Genomic DNA, 16,530 nt, shown 5'->3' on the forward strand with positions numbered 1-16,530 from the left:
CGGTCTATGAATGCTTCTTCGCGAATGAGACGCGGCACGGTGTAGCGATCGAGGACCACTGATTAGCTCCCTGTGATTGGCTTCTGGAAATTGATCCCGCTCCAAGAGAAGCTTGAAGCCAGTTCTGTCTTATTGATGTCCCAACCCATTTGTCGGTCTGAGGCCGGTTTATAGGCACAGTGACAGCCGCGTCTTGGACCGCAAACTTACGTCGACCATTACATCATTTCCGGCCGTCTGATTGCCGAGCCGTCGCTGAAGCGGCTCAGCCTGTAGGGTGAGATGTCAGTGATCGGGGTCTCGTTCATGACGATCTCGCTCACCAGCCGGCCTGCCCCCGGTCCGATAGCAAAGCCGTGTCCGCTGAACCCCGCCGCGATCACGTAACCAGGCAGTTGCTCCACTCTCGAAATAACAGGGACGAGATCTGGCGAAGTATCGATGAGTCCTCCCCACGCGCGCTCAACGCCGATTCCCTTGAGCGCGGGGTATTCGCGTTCGAGGTTCCTCAATGCTAGCTTCACGAGGTTGCGGTCAGGCGCAGGATCAAGAATGCGGTTCTTCTCGAACGGCGAGACTTCATCGTTCTCCCAGCTGCTGATAGCATCGGGCCCATTCCAGAAGCTGCTGTTCAGACGGTACTTCAACTTCTTGCCGATCTTGCTGCGGTACATCTGGTAGAATTTATACGCGTATCGCATCCCCCGCGGCGTAATGTCGAGCGTGCCTCGTCCCGGCACGGCGATCGTGTAGGCGCCGTCTGTCCGGCGCCGCAACACGAAGTTTGACGCCGAGAGACATCCTGCTTGAATGATCTCGGGCGCGGGGGTCGTCTTAATTGCAGTCCCGGAGATGTTTGCGACGGGAAGCTCAATGCCATATCGATGAGAAAACCGGGAAGCCCATGCGCCTCCGGCGCAAACAACGGTACCAGCTTTTACAAGTCCCCGCTCTGTCCACACGCCTGTTATCCGGCCGTTGCTAATATCTAGGCCTCGAACGGCGCAGTTTTGATGGAGCAATACGCCGTTTTCCTTCGCGGCCTCAGCGATGGCCGGTACGGCAAGGCTAGGCTCCGCTCGCCCATCCGTCGGAGACCAAACGCCGCCAATCCATGAAGACGTACCGCCCGACGCTCGCTGATTGGCCTCGGAAGCACTGAGGATCTGGCTGTGAAATCCTTGGAGGCGCGCAGCCTGGCCCCACTTCTCCCAGCGGGCGACATCGGCTTCGTTTTTGGTGCAGTAAAGTATCCCGGTTCGGCGGAAGCCGAGATCGCGCCCGGTCTCAGTGCTCAGTTCCTCCCAGCGCTGCAGACTGTACATGGCTAGCGCAAGCTCATAGAGATCGCGGTTTTGCTGGCGAACCCATCCCCAGTTGCGGCTCGACTGCTCGCCTCCGACAATACCTTTTTCAAGCGGGCAACGGATACCCCTTTGCGGGCGAGCTCATACGCTGTGCAGGTACCCACAATGCCCGCTCCGATGACGACAACATCGACCTGGGTTGGAAAAGAGGCGCTATCACTTACTTTCTGAACCTGGACCGGCATAATCACTATTCCTCTGGCATCGTGCTCCAGTCATCTCCGGACCGGAATGATAAAATTTCAAGAATCTGCCGTCGTGGTCACGGAACATCCCGACGCTCGGGCGAGGCGATGACGTCTGATGTGCTCCGCCGACATCACATGCGCGTGTGGCGGGGGATGTCTCTTTTGGGCGCGGGCAAGATGCTGTTTCTCAGCTATGATCACCGCGAACATCGAACGCATCGCGCAGCCCGTCGCCGATGAAATTGAAGCTTGTGACAGCAATCGTGATGGCGGCGCCGGGAATGATCGCCAACCAAGGTGCGGTCCCCAGATATTGCTGTGCGCCGTTCAGCATATTACCCCAGCTGGGCAGCGGCGGCTGAATTCCATAGCCGAGGAAGCTGATATAAGCCTCCATCAGGATAGCCCTGGCGACGGTCAGGGTCGCGGCGACGATAATCGGACCCATGGCATTGGGAAGGATTTCGCGAAACATGATGTGGGTTGCGCTCAGTCCCAACATCCGGCCGGCCAGCACGAATTCACGCTCGCGCAGGGAGCGGACCTCGGCCTCGACGATGCGGGCAACTTCCATCCAGCTTGTGGCAGCGATAACGACGGTAATCATGATCGGGTTTGGCTTCAGCGCAGCGGCAAGAGCGAGCACGAGGAAGATGGATGGGAAGGAAAGGAAGCCATCGACTGCGCGCATCAGCACGGTGCCCACCAAGCCTCCCCTATATCCCGCCACCACGCCGACAAGGGTTCCGATCAGCGTCGACAACAGCATCGCTGAGAAGCCCACCAAGAGCGAAATCCGCCCCGCCATGAACAACCGCGCGGCCAGATCTCTTCCCAGCGGGTCCGTACCGAGATAATGCTGCCCTGTCAGGGGCGGAGCGAAACGGGCGCGCAAATCGATGTAGAGGGAATCGTACGGCAACAAATGGGGACCCAACACGCATGCCAGCGTCAGGAGGGCTATCATCACCATCCCGATGAGGGCCAGATGGTGCTTCATGAAACGGTGCGCAGTTCGGCTGTTCCACCAGCGCTCCCGGGGCGAATTTGCGGCAATGGCAGTCATGATGGCTGACTCCTGATGAGCGTTCATGGCGCTTAACTCAGACGAATACGGGGATCGATGATGGCGACAACGATGTCGGCGGCGAGGTTGCACACCACGACAAGGATCGCTGAGAACATGAGCAATCCCATCACCACCGGGTAGTCACTGTAGCCGAGGCTGTCGAGGAACAGGCGCCCCATGCCCGGCCAGGTAAACACCGTCTCGGTGACCAGAGCACCCGTAAGGACGCTGGGAAGCTGCATCCCAAGGAGTGTGATCATCGGTAGGAGGGCATTGCCGATGACGTGTTTCATCAGGATGCGACGCTCACTTAATCCTTTGGCGCGAGCGGTCTTGATGAATTCCTGATTGATAACATCGAGAGTAGCCGTTCGCATGTAGCGGCTCCAGATGGCCACATGCACGAGCGCGAGCACGATGCTCGGCAGAACAAGATGGTGGAGATAGTTCAGAACGGATTCGTCGCCGATCGTGTACATGTTGCCGGCTGGAAGCCAGCCAAGTCTGAGCGAGAAGACGTAGATCCCGATCAGTCCGAACCAGAAAGTCGGGATCGAGAGGGCCACCATCGCACCGACCGTCGCCATGTAGTCGAAAACCGAATATCGCTTTATGGCGCCGCGAACACCGATCCACGTACCAATAGCGATGGCTATCACCGTAGACGATCCCATCAGCAGCAGCGTTGCCACAAGGTGTCTTCCAATCACCTCGAGAACCGGCGCTCCGTCGCGGAATGAGTGGCCCCAGTCTCCTCTCAACAGGCGCCAGCCCCAATCCAGATACTGCATCCACAGAGGACGGTTCAGGCCTAACTGCTCCGCCAATCGGTTCAGGTCGTCCTGCGTCATGCTTGCATCGAGCCCGAATTGTGCCAAGGGCCCGCCCGGAATCAGGTTGAGGACCACGAAGCCGATGACGGAAACGATCAGGAGCAGTACGAGGCTCTGAGCGAACCGGTTAAGTAGGAAGCTACGCATTCAGGCTCTCCCTGTGATAGCGCCAATAGAGGTCGCCGCCGCGAGGTGCGGCGGCGACGGCGGGAGGTTAACTCAGCTCTTCCAGCGCCAGCCGGCAGCATGCCAGGATGCCGTGCGCGTGTTCGTATTCGGTTCCCAGCCTTCAAGGCCTTCCTTCTTGCCAACCACATAGGTGGCGGCAAACAGAGGAAGGAAGGGAAGGTCCTGACGCACGATTTCCTGGATACGGTAGTAGATTTCACGACGTGCATCCGGATCGAAGGTCTGGGCCCCCTTCTTCAGCAGCGCATCCACTTCCGGATTGGAATACTGGCCGACGTTCGATCCCTTTCCACCCTTCGCGGCAATCGCGCTGCTCGCAAGACGATTGGTTGCATCGGGGTCCGCGGCAATCAGATGCGTAACGCCCGAGATGGCCGTGTCGAACTGTGACTTCAGCCAGAATTCGCCAAACATGACGGCAGCCGGCAAATTCGAGATCGTCATCTGCACGCCAATTTCCGCGAACGTCTGCTGCAGGAACTGCTGCACCTGCTCACGGAGATTGTTGCCCGACGTCGTCGAATTGTTGAACGCGAGCTTCACGCCGTTCTTTTCACGGATCCCATCCGACCCCGGCACCCAACCGGCATCGTCGAGGAGCTTGCGTGCGGCATCGAGATTGAATTCCTGTGCCGGAAGCTTCGGATTGAAGTAGAATGACTCCTTCGGCATGAAGGTCTCGGTCGTTGTGACCACACCGAAATAGAGCGCGTCAATGATCGCCGCTCTGTCCATTGCAGCATAGAGTGCCTGACGCACCGCAAGTTCCTTGAACTGCGGCCGTTCGAGATTGAGATAGAACGACTCGACGGAGGCACCTGGCACCAGGCTCACCACGCGGCCCGGCAATTTGCTTGCTTCGTCGTAGTGGTCGGGCGTGATGTACGCCTGGTCTGTAAGGTCGATGTCGCCGCTCTTGAATTGGGTATAAAGCACCGTCTGGTCAGGAATGTATTTGAATACAACCTGTTCGACATAGGGGCCGTCCGCGAAGTAATCGGGGTTCGCTGCCAGCTCGAGATGGTCGCCGGCCACACGCTGGCTCCACTTGAAGGCACCGGTGCCAACGGGTGCCTGGTTGAAGGCTGCTGCGTTCGGATCGGCCTCATTCTCGAGAAGGTGCTTTGGCACGATGAAGGTCTCGGTGAGAAACGACAGGTAAGGAGCGAAGACCTGCTCCATCCGCCAGGTGATTTCAGTTGGCGAGACCACCGTGAGGTCACGTACCAGCGAATGGCCGCCTGTGCGCCAGGCGCGGAATTTCGGATTGGTGATCAGTTCAAGGGTGAACTTCACATCCTCAGCAGTAAACGGCTTGCCGTCATGCCAGCGGACATCGTCACGCAGGCGAACGCGCCAGTTCAGGCCATCCGCCGAGATGCCGCCGTTCTTCTGCGTGGGCACTTCTAGCGCAAGATTGGGCTGGAGCACGCCTTGCGGATCCATGCGAAAGAGCGCGTCGAAGAGCGAGAAGTGGACCGCATCATCCGTTTCGATATGTGCCATGAGCGGATTGAACACGGTCGGTTCCTGCGAAAGCCCGACCACGACGCGACCCGCAGGTTTCTTGTCCGCTGCCGAGGCAACGTCAGGCTTGCCGATCAGGTTTGGGGCAGCAAAGCATGCAATGCCGCCGGCTGCCATCAGGCGTAGTGCGTCGCGCCGAGAAATATTCGTTTTGGTCGTAGACTCTTTTGTCATTTCATTCCCTCTCTTTTTGCTCATTAGGAACCTACTGCCGTGAGCCGATTGCACTTTCGCAATTGTCTCTGCTTCGTTCTCCCGGGATTGCCGCCACAAGTTCACGCGTGTAGTCGGATTGCGGTTTCAGGAAAATCTGAGACGGCGGGCCACGCTCGACGACCCGGCCCTTCTGCATCACAGCAATTTCGTCGCAGATCTGGCTGGCGACACGAAGATCATGGGTGATGAAGACCATCGATACGCCGGTCTCGCGCTGGATTTGGTCAAGCAGTTTGAGGATTTGGGCTTGGATCGACACGTCGAGAGCGGAGACTGCTTCGTCGGCAATCAGCAGCTTGGGCTTGAACATCAAGGCCCGCGCGATACCGATGCGCTGGCGCTGACCACCCGAGAATTCGTGCGGGTAGCGGCCGAAGGCGCCCGCATCGAGACCGACGTGGGATAGCAACGCCCGCGCCTCGTCGCGCGCTTGCGCGTAGGGCATACCATGTGCGACGGGCCCGACGGTCAATATCTGACCGATGGTGGAGCGCGGATTGAGCGAGGCAAAGGGATCCTGGAAGATCATCTGAATCCGCGGACGCAGCGGCCGGAACTCGGATTCAGAGAGCTTGACGATGTCCTTGCCCTCAAACAGGATCTGACCGCTGTCGCTGTCCTGAAGCTTGATCAGGAGTCGGCCCAACGACGACTTTCCGGAGCCGCTTTCGCCGACAATGCCAAGCGTGCGGCCAGCAGACAACGTGAATGAGGCGTCCTGCACCGCAGGCACGACACGCTGGCTTCCGAATAGCGCACTGCCGCTGCGATAAGTCTTGCACAAGCCATTGACGGTCAGGATTGTCTCGTCGCTTGTTTGCACCTTGAGCTTCCTGTCCTCGCCCGTGAGGCGCGGAACGGCTGCGATCAAGCGCTGGGTGTAGGGGTGGCTGGGTGATTTGAGAACCTGGTCGGCGGTGCCCTGCTCAACAATCCGCCCTTTCTCCATAACCACGACGCTGTCGGCAATTTCTGCGACGACGCCGAAGTCGTGCGTGATGAACATGACGCTCATACCCTTGCGGCGCTGAATGTCGCGGATGAGCTTCAGGATCTGCGCCTGCGTGGTTACGTCAAGGGCTGTCGTGGGTTCGTCTGCGATCAGCACGGTCGGCTCAAGGGCCAGCGCCATGGCGATCATGACGCGCTGGCGCTGACCACCGGAAAGCCTGAACGGATACTGATCGTACATCAGTGCCGGATCGGGAAGGCCGACTTCCGTCAGCAATTCGAGGGCGCGATCACGGCGCGAGACCTTGGTACCCACTCCATGCGCGGCCATCACTTCAGTAACTTGCTCGCCGACCGTCATCAGCGGGTTGAGCGCCGAAAGCGGATCCTGAAAGATCATGGACACGACGCGGCCGCGCAGCTGGCGCAGCTTTTTTGCCGGCGCCCCGACTATGGTCGTTCCGTCGAGATTGATCGCACCCGAAGAGACCGGAATAATCTTGGGCAAGAGACCCATGATTGTGTTTGCGGTTACCGATTTGCCCGATCCAGACTCACCGATGATGCAGAGGATCTGGCCACGCTTGAGGTCGAAGGATACATTTTCGACGGCATGAGTCCTTTCCATGCCTTTCGGCAGGTCGACTGTCAGGGCGCGCACCGAAAGCGCTGCGTCGTCTGCTCTAACAGCCTCGGTCATATTGGCCATCGATATAACTCCCTTGTTGCGCAGCTTCTTCATTGAGGCTTGGCCGCTGTTTTAAGCGTATTGCTCATAACCTCTCGAGCGGTGCGCAGCCCGTTTCTAGGCCTCAGCGCCATTCGCTACCAATCGGCGTTGGTTCTGCGATTAATATAAGATTGGTCTTGCCATTGGTGTCAATATAGATCAAATTGGTTTCGAGAAATTTTTATCGGAGGGCACATGAGCGTGGTGTTGAAGGATTTCATTGAGGCGGAAGGCCTGGAGCCTGGAGATCGACTGCCTCCCGAGCGGGACCTGGCTCTGAAACTGGGGCTGCCGCGTACCGCCCTCAGAAGGATGCTCAGTTCGCTGGAGAAGGAAGGTCGCCTCATCAGGCATGTCGGTAGAGGCACCTTTATCGCCGGCAGCGGCGTAGGTTCCAGCGCTCTCCGTCGGCCGGCAAGCAGTGACGGAGACACATTGCGGACCTATCCGGCGGAAGTCTTCGAGGCGAGGCTGATCATAGAGCCCAAGATAGCAGCGTTGGCAGCGTTACGCGCGACCAGACAGGAAGTCGAAGAAATGCAGAAATCAATCGCGCGAGGCAACGCATCGGAATCTTTGAGCGAATTTGAGAAATGGGACGCCGTCTTTCATCGCATTATCGTCCAGGCCGCGCGTAATGGCCTTCTGGCATCGCTCTATGAAGGTATTCACGCGGTGCGCGCCGGGAACCTCTGGGGAAAAATGAAGGAACAGTCGCTGACCTCTGAGCGCATGACGGCCTATATCGTCAGCCATCAGGCGATTCTCGATGCAATAAAGGATCGTGATAGCAGAGAGGCGGAGCGAAACATGTATGATCACATCATTGAAGCCAGAACGAACATACTCGGTCCGAGTATCTGAGAACTTGGTCTGAAATCTGGTGTTGGCGCGTTGACGCATGCCCGCCGTCTCGGCCGCGATCCTGATGTCGCCGATTCAGCCGGCGGTCTAAGCAAACTGTCGACGAAGCCAGGACAGGAAGCTCCGTTTCCTGGCATCGCCTTCGAAAGGAAGGCGGCTCAGCAGGATGTAGCTATAGCCGTTGCTGGAGAACCCATGAGGAGCCACCAGCTGCCCGCTTTCCACGGCGTCGGCGACCAGCGGCTCCGGGCCGATCGCAGCACCCAGCCCCGCGATTGCCGCCTCGATACTCAAATAGAAATGTTCGAAGACCTGGCTACCGGGTGGATTTGGATCTGCGATCTGATTGTCGGAGATGTACCGCGTCCACGCATCTCGACGGGTGGCCGAATGAATGCGAGGCAAGGAGATGATATCGTTGCCGCCGGAAGCCAAAAGACCTGGCGCGCAAACGGGGCCGACACGTTCTTCGACCACCGTTTCCATGAAAAGTTCCGGCGGCCAGCTGAAATCGCTTCTCCGGAGCGCCAGATCGATATGGCTCCTGTCGAAGCTTACAGGGCCGCCGGCGGCCAATACATGAACCTCAATCTCCGGATGAAGTGCATTAAATTGCGGCAGGCGCCGGATCAGCCAGCGCTGCGTGAAAGTCGGCTCACATGAGAGCACCAGCGGCGCCGACCCCCCGCCTTTGATTTCATCGCAACACTCACTGATCTGGCGAAACACCTCGCTCATGGTGCCAAGCAGACGCCGTCCTGAGGCAGTTAGAAAAACGGCCCTGTTTCTCCGTTCAAAAAGGGCCACTCCCAAGTCTTCCTCAAGCAAGCGGATCTGCTTGCTGACAGCGCTGTGCGTGACGAACAATTCATCGCCGGCACGCCCGAAATTCAAATGCCGTGCAGCTGCTTCAAACACTCTAAGCGCGGATAAGGATGGGAATCGTGCGGCCATATCTGTGAAATAAAGTGACGGATATCGGTCAGAATTGATCGTTTTTTCGGCAAAAGCAATAGCGCTAATATCCTCGTCGTCACGCAAAAACCGATAGGAAAGCGATTTTGAGGGTGGGAATCCTGGCCGATGATTTGACGAGCGCAACGGATGGCGCCTCACCATTTGTGAGCATGGGGCACAGATGCCTTGTCTTCACCGACTACCGGCGATCGTCGCCTGAAAATGTCGCGATCATCTCTGTCAACAAGGCAAGTCGGGCCGCATCCGTGAAGGATGCTGCCGATCGGGCGAGGCAGGCAGCAAAAAGCCTGGCGTCCGCGGAACTCCTTTACAATACCGTTGATTCCACGATTCGTGGCAACGTTGGAGCTGAGATAACGGCCGCCCTGGCGGCGTCTGGTCGGACCACCGCAGTCGTCGCTCCGGCTTTCCCCGCCGGTGGAAGAACCACTGAAGGAGGACGCCAGCTTCTTCATGGCGTGCCGTTGGAGGAAACCGAGTTTGCAAAGGACCCGCTCCACCCCATAGCGGACTCGCACCTTCGGTCTCTGTTTCCGGATATCCCAGAGGCGGAAATCCGTCACCTTGGGCTTGCGGAAATCAGTGCGTTGAAGTCCGGCGAACTGACCGCAGATCACCGGAAGTTGTTGATCGCCGATGCAATAGCGCAGGAAGATCTGGCCCGGCTGGTGAAATCGGCTGCGGATCCGAAGTCCATCCTTTGGTGCGGTTCTCCAGGACTGGCAATCGCACTGGCAGAATATGTGGGTCGCGCCGATGACGCCACACTGTTGCCCCTGGCGGCGGCGCTCAATCTCTTCGTCATTGGCAGCGTCAACCCCCTGAGCCGCGAGCAATGCTCACGGCTGATGAGCACTGGCAACACCCGGCAGATCATCATCGACGCCGACGTGGCGTCTGCCTCTGCCAACCTCGCGGCCGAAGACGCCGCTGCCCAATACAGACGATCCGGAACGAGCGGTAATGTTATTCTAACCACGTCGCACCGTGGCGCTTCCGCCAATCCTCGGGCCATCGCAATCGCTCTTGGCAAGGCTGCTCGCGCGATTGTGGAGCATCATCCGGTGGCCGGACTCTTCCTGACTGGCGGTGATACCGCCGAATCCGTGCTGAACGAACTTGAGATCGGCTCTGTTAAACTCCTCGGCGAGGTGGAGCCCGGCATCCCGGTGGGCCGCGCAACCGGCCCCGACCCTATTCACATCATCACAAAGGCGGGCGGCTTCGGCTCGTCCAATATCCTGCTGAAATCAGCCGAGTTGCTTCGGGGCCTCTGGCTTGGAGATAAGAAATGAAGAAACCTGTTGGCATAACGATGGGCGATCCCTGCGGCATCGGCCCGGAAATCATCGCGCGCGTTTTCGCAGACGGACTGCCGGAGCATGCGGTGGTGATCGGCGACGCCAAGGTGATGGAACGCGCGGTTCGGGCCTTGGCTCTTCCTCTCCAAGTGCAGCCCATCGCGTCGGTCGACGAGGCGGTGCCAGGCACGACGCTCATACCCGTACTCAACGTCTCGGATCTGCCGGACGATATGCCGATCGGTCAGGTGGACGCCCGCGCCGGGCGCGCGAGCTACGACTATGTCGTGAGAGCGATCGACGAAGCGCTGGCAGGAAACATCGGGGCGATTGTGACCGCGCCGATCAATAAGGAAGCAATGAAGAAGGGCGGGCTCAATTATCCGGGCCACACCGAAATCCTTGCTGAACGGTCCGGGACCGACAAGTTCGCGATGATGCTGGCAAACGACGAGTTGCGTGTCATTCTCGTGACGATCCACGTGTCGTTGCGCGACGCAATCGACCTGGTGACGCAGGATTCGGTGTTCAGAACGATCGAATTGGCGCACAAGGCTGGCAAGGCTTATGGCATAGCCTCCCCCCGCGTTGCGGTCGCCGGCCTCAATCCCCATGCCGGTGAAAACGGCATGTTCGGACGCGAAGATCTCGACATCATCGCGCCGGCGATCAAGCGCGCTCAGGAATGTGGAATAAATGCTTCCGGCCCGTGGCCCGGAGACACGATTTTCATGCGGGCCCGCAAGGGCGAGTTCGACATCGTTGTTGCACAATACCACGATCAGGGGCTCATTCCGGTCAAGTATTTCGGCATCGACAACGGCGTCAACGTCACCATCGGCTTGCCCTTCATTCGCACGAGCGTCGATCACGGCACCGCATTCGACATCGCGGGCCACGGCACGGCCGACCATTCCTCTCTTCGCTATGCCTTCGATCAGGCCCTGCTTCTCAACGCAATCTAGGAGCGCTTTCGATGCCCCAGACGCCCGACTTCATTTTCATGCTGACCAACCAGGATCGGACCGTTGCCGACGCGGCCGAGCGCCTCAAGGATGTGCTTGCCGCAGGCATCAGACATGTGGGGTTCAAGGATATTGGCCTCCCGTTCGATGAACTTTTGGGCCTTGCTTCGGCGATCAAGAAGGCGGGTGCGACGCTCTATTTGGAAGTTGTCAGCCTCGACGAGGAGAGTGAGCGCCGATCCGCGCAAGCCGCCGTTGACCTTGGCGTCGACATCTTGATGGGTGGAACCCGACCGAACGTCGCACTGCCAATTATCGCTGGGAGGAACATCCAGTACTATCCCTTCCCCGGTAAGATCGTTGGTCATCCGAGCAGGCTCGAAGGGACGATCGAAACAATTGTGGCAAGTGCCCGGCAATTGACGGCGATCGAGGGTGTGAGCGGTCTCGATCTGCTCGCCTATCGCTTCAACGGCGATGTCGAAGCGTTGATGACGTGCGTGTGCGAAGCCGTCGAGAAGCCTGTCGTCGTTGCCGGATCGATCGACAGTCCTGAAAAGATGGCGGCCGTCGTACGATCTGGAGCCGCAGGTTTTACCATCGGCACTGCGGCTTTCAATGGGGCGTTCTCAGGCAGTTCCAATCTGCGGTTGGAGATCGAGAAGGAGATCGACGTGCTCACGCGGATTCAGGCTGACGCGGGTGATATTACGCTGTCACCATTAACAGCCGGCTGAAGCGAACCTTCACCGACCATTAATTGCTATCTTTACGGCTTAGCGACAAGGTGGATTCGAATTTGGAGATCAGAAAGATGGATCTAACGACGTTCGGCCCCTCCACTCGCTTGGCGGCCACGACCACCCTCCAGACGCTTGAAACGCCCTGTCTGGTTCTCGACGCGGACCGGATGGACCGGAATATCACCCGTCTCAGGAACCGGCTCGATGGCATGGGCGTGTCGCTTCGACCGCATCTGAAAACCGCGAAGTCTATCGACGTGGCTCGGCGGGTCATGAGTGGGCCCGAGGGACCGGCGACGGTTTCCACGCTGAAGGAAGCCGAGAAATTCGCGGCCGATGGTGTTCGCGACATGATCTATGCGGTCGGCATCGCGCCGGCAAAGCTTGCACGTGTCGTCGAGCTGCGCTCCAAGGGCGTCGATCTCGTGGTCGTACTGGATAGCCTCGAGCAGGCGCAGGCGGTTGCCGCGGCGTCCCGAGACGCCGGAATGCGCATCCCAGCCATGATCGAAATCGATTGCGATGGCCACCGCTCGGGTGTGGTGCCGACCAATCATCCTCAGTTGCTGGAGATCGGCAAGGTCCTGGCCGCAGGGGCGGAGCTGCGTGGCGTTCTGACCCACGCTGGGGATAGCTACAAGGGCGGGGGCGTCGCGGAGCAGCAGCGCTATGCGGAAGACGAGCGCTTGGCCGTTGTTGATGCCGGGCGTCTTCTGCGCGATGCAGGTCTGCCGTGCCCGGTCGTAAGTGTCGGTTCGACGCCAACGGCCCACCACGCGAAGGACCTCACTGGAGTGACCGAAGTCCGCGCCGGCGTGTTCGTGTTCTTCGATCTGGTGATGGCAGGCATCGGCATTTGCCAAGTCGACGACATCGCGCTCAGCGTTCTGGTGACGGTTATCGGTCATCAGCGCGAGAAGGGTTGGATCATCACCGATGGCGGATGGATGTCGCTGTCGCGGGACCGTGGCACCGGCAAGCAGGCCGTCGATCAGGGATACGGCCTCGTCTGCGACCTCGAGGGCAACGCCTATCTCGACATCATTGTTGCCGATGCAAATCAGGAGCATGGAATCATCGCCGTGCGACCCGGATCGGACGCTCGTCTGCCTGATCTGGCGGTCGGAGACAGGATGCGGATCCTGCCGAACCATGCTTGCGCAACCGCAGCACAGCACTCAGTCTATCATGTTGTCCGCGGTGGCTCGCATGCAGTTGAGGCATGCTGGCCGCGCTTCGGAGGCTGGTGATGTCGGCCGTCGTAACCATCTACACCGATCTAGCGCCCCGCCCTGCAGGTCATTATGTCCAGGCCAAACTGTCGAGCGAGCATCTCTATATATCGGGGCAGCTCCCGATCCGGCCGGATGGGGCGCCGCTTCCCGATGATAGTTTCGAGACGCAGGCGAGGCAGGCGATCGACAACATGCTGGCGGTCTTGAAAGCCGCAGGCGGCAGCCCGGCCAACCTCGTCAGGGTGACGGCCTACATCGTTGGCGTCAGCAACTGGCCGCGCTTCAACCAGGTTTACGCAGCGCGGCTGGGAGAGGCGCGACCGGCGCGCACTGTGGTTCCGGTACCCGAACTGCACTACGGCTATCTCGTCGAGATCGACGCGATCGCCGTTCTCGCGCGAGACGCTCCGGCGCGGCAGGCAGAAAACAGCTCCGACTAATGAATTCAGGTCAGCCACGATGTCACCACTCCTCAAACGCATACAGAGCGATCAAGAGCTTCCCGCGAAGGCCGACGTCGTCGTCATCGGCGGCGGCATTATCGGCGCGTCGGCGGCATTTTTTCTCGCAGAGCGGGGGCTCTCCGTTGCTCTGATTGAAAAGGGATATGTCGGGGGTGAGCAGTCAAGCAGAAACTGGGGCTGGTGCCGCCGGCAAAATCGGGATGAGCGCGAACTGCCGCTCTCAGGGATTTCCATGCAGGCGTGGGACCAGTTTGCTGCGAAAATCGACGAAGACGTCGGCTTCCGCCAATGCGGCCTGTTCTATGCGACAGACAACCCGCAGCAGTTGGCTGAATGGGAACAATGGCTTGACCTTGCCCGGCAATTCAACGTCAATACGAGGATGCTAACTGCCCGGGAGGCGCATGACAGAATTCCCGCGCAAGGCCGCCGGTGGCTCGGCGGCGTCCATTCCCTCGATGATGGCAAGGGCGAGCCGGCCATTGCGGCGCCGACGATCGCGAACGGTGCCCGCAAGTTCGGAGCGACTATCCATCAGGAATGCGCCGCACGGGGCCTCGATATCGTCAACGGTGCCGTGGCTGGGGTCATCACCGAAAAAGGGATCATCAGCTCGCAGGCCGTCCTGAATGCCGGCGGTGCATGGGCCTCCCTGTTCTGCCGCCAATATGGCGTGCAGTTCCCGCAGGCAAGCGTGCGCCAGACCGCAATTCGTACACACCCCACAACCAATCTCGGCGAGGCGATCTATACACCAGAGTGCTCGCTGACCCGCAGGCTGGATGGCAGTTACACGCTTGCTATCAGCGGCAGGGCGACCTTGGATATCACGCCGCAAGGCCTGCGCTATGCGCGCTGGTTCATGCCGATGTTTCTGAAGCGACTGAAGGCGGTCCAGATTGGCATTGGGAGATCGATGTTTCATGGACCCGAAGCATTGGCAAGCTGGAAGGGGGACACGCTTTCGCCTTTCGAGCGGATCCGTGTTCTCGATCCCAGACCGAGCCGCCAGACGATCACGGCTATCCTGAAGGCGGCCACCCAGCAGTTCCCGGCGCTTGCAGGTATCGAAATAGCCGACAGCTGGGGCGCCTATGTGGATTGCACACCGGACGCGGTACCGGTCATCTCGGCGTCCGATCATGTGAAAGGCCTTTATCTGGCCGCTGGCGGTTCCGGTCATGGCTTCGGCATTGGCCCAGGCATCGGCCGCCTGGCAGCCGACTTGGTTGCGAACGATAGGCCTTGCGTCGACCCCACGCCCTTCCGGCTGTCGCGCTTCTTTGACGGCTCCAGAGTCGAGGTCGGCGGGCTGTGATCATGGCAGAAGGGCAGTGTAGTTTCTAGCCGACGCTGTCCAGCACCTTGTAATACATGCCGACCAGCGGCAGGAACCAGGGGTTCCGAAGTGCGTCCGGGACGGACGGCCAGTCGAGCCCCTTCATCGGATTGCGGCCGAGGATCGCATCGGCGGCCAGCATTCCGAGATGGGTCGAAAGCTTGGCCCCATGGCCGCAATAACCCATGGCGTACCAGACGCCATGATGAAAGCCTGCGCGGAACCGGTCCTTTGTTATGTCGACGAGGCCGCAAAGCTCGATCGACACTGGCGAGTCGCGGAAAGATCTCTGTGATGTCTGCCTCTAAGAGCCCCCGCAATGTTTGAAGTCGGGCAGCATGCTTCCGAAAAGCAATTGTCGGGATGGAATCCAGGACCACTGTGCCCGACCCCATAAAGGTCGGGCGTTTGCCGCTGGCGCTGGCCCTTTCCGCCTCCAGGATGGTTATTTAGGGCCGGACTTTTAAAATCACCTCGCCCCGCGATGTGATCCGTTTTCTCGGCCTCTCTCCGGTAAACCGAGATGGAAGAGAGATATTCAGACGTATTCAGGATTCTTCAGAGCCCGACGACGCCGGGCAGACCCGAAATCCCGGCAATCTCTGTATAGCCGTAATAGGGATTGGCCGGCTCGTGACCGCGGTTGACCCAGACCTTGTTTTTGATGCCGAGGTCGTGTGCGGACATCAGATCGTAACGGAACGAGGAAGAGCAGTGCAGTATGTCCTCCGGGTCGCAACCAAGCATATCGAGCATGTATTCGAAGGCTCGGAAGTGCGGCTTGTAAGCCTGAGCTTGTTCGGCGGTATAAACAGCGTGGAAAGGCGCGCCGAGCTTCTCGACATTGGACATGATTTGCGAGTTCATCGCATTCGACAGAATGACCAGCGGAATTTCCTTGGCTACCTTGGCAAGGCCGGCCGGAACGTCAGGATGCGGCCCCCAGGTGGGAACGCGTTCGTAAACCATCTGCGCGTCTTCGTCCTTGAAGTCGATGCCGTTTCGTTTGCAGGTCCTTGCCAGGGCGTTATGGACCACTTCCGCATAAGGCTTCCAGTCGGCCATGACTTCATCGAGGCGGTACGCAGAAAAGTCGGCGATGAATTGCAGCATTTTCTGCTCGCTCATTCTGTCGCCGTAGAGATCACGTGCGGCCTCCGCCATCTGGAAGTTGATGAGCGTACCATGGCAGTCGAAGGTGATGTATTTCGGGCGGAAAGTGGTCATGCGCGTCGTCCTTGCTTTGCGGGGAGTTGTTCAAGTTATGATCAATCATAGCCGGCGCTCGCATCTGAATTGGCCCGGAAACCGCAGAACATCGGCACAAAATGCTGGAGGGAACCATCATTTGCACTTGTGAGTGCTGGGTCACGGTGATCCGCGGACGAGGCAGACAGATACTGGTCAACTCCTCATGCGGAAACGGAAGCGCCCCTGTGAAGTATGGGGCTTGCGTCGCAATGATTTCGCATAGCGGGACGGGTTCAATCCTGGGAACCTTGTCATTGGGCAACGTAGCCGGCAGCGATCGACTGGGTCAGCTCCCAATCACTCACCGATATTACATTGTG

13 protein-coding genes and 2 pseudogenes are annotated in these 16,530 nt (G+C 59.0%); 7 read left to right on the top strand and 8 right to left on the bottom strand.

Going from position 1 to position 16,530, the window contains the following annotated elements; translation table 11 throughout:
• Window positions 1–218: 218 nt before the first annotated feature.
• The 5 genes and pseudogenes from AC13QO_RS26515 to AC13QO_RS26535 form a co-directional block, all read right to left on the bottom strand.
• A pseudogene (locus AC13QO_RS26515) lies at window positions 219–1,552 on the bottom strand (NAD(P)/FAD-dependent oxidoreductase).
• Between the two features lie 190 nt (window positions 1,553–1,742).
• Window positions 1,743–2,621 carry an ABC transporter permease gene (locus tag AC13QO_RS26520; RefSeq protein ID WP_184459206.1) on the bottom strand — a complete coding sequence of 293 codons (879 nt, stop codon included), beginning with the start codon at window positions 2,619–2,621 and terminating at the stop codon, window positions 1,743–1,745.
• Between the two features lie 32 nt (window positions 2,622–2,653).
• Window positions 2,654–3,604 carry an ABC transporter permease gene (locus AC13QO_RS26525; RefSeq protein WP_285194914.1) on the bottom strand — a complete coding sequence of 317 codons (951 nt, stop codon included), beginning with the start codon at window positions 3,602–3,604 and terminating at the stop codon, window positions 2,654–2,656.
• Window positions 3,605–3,676: 72 nt separating this feature from the next.
• A complete protein-coding gene (locus AC13QO_RS26530; protein ID WP_488542368.1) occupies window positions 3,677–5,347 on the bottom strand; it encodes a peptide ABC transporter substrate-binding protein in 1,671 nt (556 codons plus the stop codon).
• Window positions 5,348–5,378: 31 nt separating this feature from the next.
• Window positions 5,379–7,049, bottom strand: coding sequence for an ABC transporter ATP-binding protein (locus tag AC13QO_RS26535; protein WP_488542354.1), 1,671 nt, complete (start codon window positions 7,047–7,049; stop codon window positions 5,379–5,381).
• 216 nt (window positions 7,050–7,265) lie between these two features.
• Between AC13QO_RS26535 and AC13QO_RS26540 the strand changes: the two genes are divergently transcribed.
• On the top strand, window positions 7,266–7,934 hold the full coding sequence (locus AC13QO_RS26540; protein ID WP_285194916.1) for a FadR/GntR family transcriptional regulator: 669 nt from the start codon (window positions 7,266–7,268) through the stop codon (window positions 7,932–7,934).
• An 87-nt stretch (window positions 7,935–8,021) separates the two neighbouring features.
• Here the strand turns inward: AC13QO_RS26540 and AC13QO_RS26545 are convergent, their stop codons facing one another.
• Entirely contained in the window at window positions 8,022–9,035 is a 1,014-nt protein-coding gene (locus AC13QO_RS26545; protein WP_285194917.1) for a LysR substrate-binding domain-containing protein, read from the bottom strand.
• On the opposite strand from AC13QO_RS26545, the gene AC13QO_RS26550 reads away from it, so the two are divergent.
• The 6 genes from AC13QO_RS26550 to AC13QO_RS26575 all read left to right on the top strand — a co-directional run bounded on the left by AC13QO_RS26550 (window position 9,002) and on the right by AC13QO_RS26575 (window position 14,938).
• Entirely contained in the window at window positions 9,002–10,207 is a 1,206-nt protein-coding gene (locus AC13QO_RS26550; RefSeq protein ID WP_488542369.1) for a four-carbon acid sugar kinase family protein, read from the top strand. The two genes, AC13QO_RS26545 and AC13QO_RS26550, sit on opposite strands and share 34 nt — an antisense overlap.
• The gene (pdxA, locus tag AC13QO_RS26555) at window positions 10,204–11,178 is read left to right on the top strand and encodes a 4-hydroxythreonine-4-phosphate dehydrogenase PdxA (RefSeq protein ID WP_350223859.1); all 975 of its coding nucleotides are present in this window, start codon (window positions 10,204–10,206) and stop codon (window positions 11,176–11,178) included. The genes AC13QO_RS26550 and pdxA overlap by 4 nt, the downstream gene beginning before the upstream one ends.
• A gap of 11 nt (window positions 11,179–11,189) precedes the next feature.
• The gene (locus AC13QO_RS26560; RefSeq protein ID WP_285194918.1) at window positions 11,190–11,915 is read left to right on the top strand and encodes a beta/alpha barrel domain-containing protein; all 726 of its coding nucleotides are present in this window, start codon (window positions 11,190–11,192) and stop codon (window positions 11,913–11,915) included.
• A 77-nt stretch (window positions 11,916–11,992) separates the two neighbouring features.
• Window positions 11,993–13,171, top strand: coding sequence for a DSD1 family PLP-dependent enzyme (locus tag AC13QO_RS26565; RefSeq protein ID WP_488542370.1), 1,179 nt, complete (start codon window positions 11,993–11,995; stop codon window positions 13,169–13,171).
• Window positions 13,171–13,596 (top strand): RidA family protein, encoded by a 426-nt coding sequence (locus AC13QO_RS26570; RefSeq protein WP_285194920.1) that lies wholly within the window; start codon window positions 13,171–13,173, stop codon window positions 13,594–13,596. Before AC13QO_RS26565 ends, AC13QO_RS26570 begins: the two co-directional genes overlap by 1 nt.
• A 19-nt stretch (window positions 13,597–13,615) precedes the next feature.
• Window positions 13,616–14,938 carry an NAD(P)/FAD-dependent oxidoreductase gene (locus AC13QO_RS26575; protein WP_488542355.1) on the top strand — a complete coding sequence of 441 codons (1,323 nt, stop codon included), beginning with the start codon at window positions 13,616–13,618 and terminating at the stop codon, window positions 14,936–14,938.
• Between the two features lie 25 nt (window positions 14,939–14,963).
• Here the strand turns inward: AC13QO_RS26575 and AC13QO_RS26580 are convergent.
• A pseudogene (locus tag AC13QO_RS26580) lies at window positions 14,964–15,261 on the bottom strand (FAD-dependent oxidoreductase); the annotation flags it as partial.
• A 256-nt stretch (window positions 15,262–15,517) separates the two neighbouring features.
• Entirely contained in the window at window positions 15,518–16,186 is a 669-nt protein-coding gene (locus AC13QO_RS26585) for a haloacid dehalogenase type II (RefSeq protein ID WP_285194922.1), read from the bottom strand.
• Window positions 16,187–16,530: the final 344 nt, after the last annotated feature.

This window comes from Rhizobium sp. CNPSo 3670 (assembly GCF_057784555.1).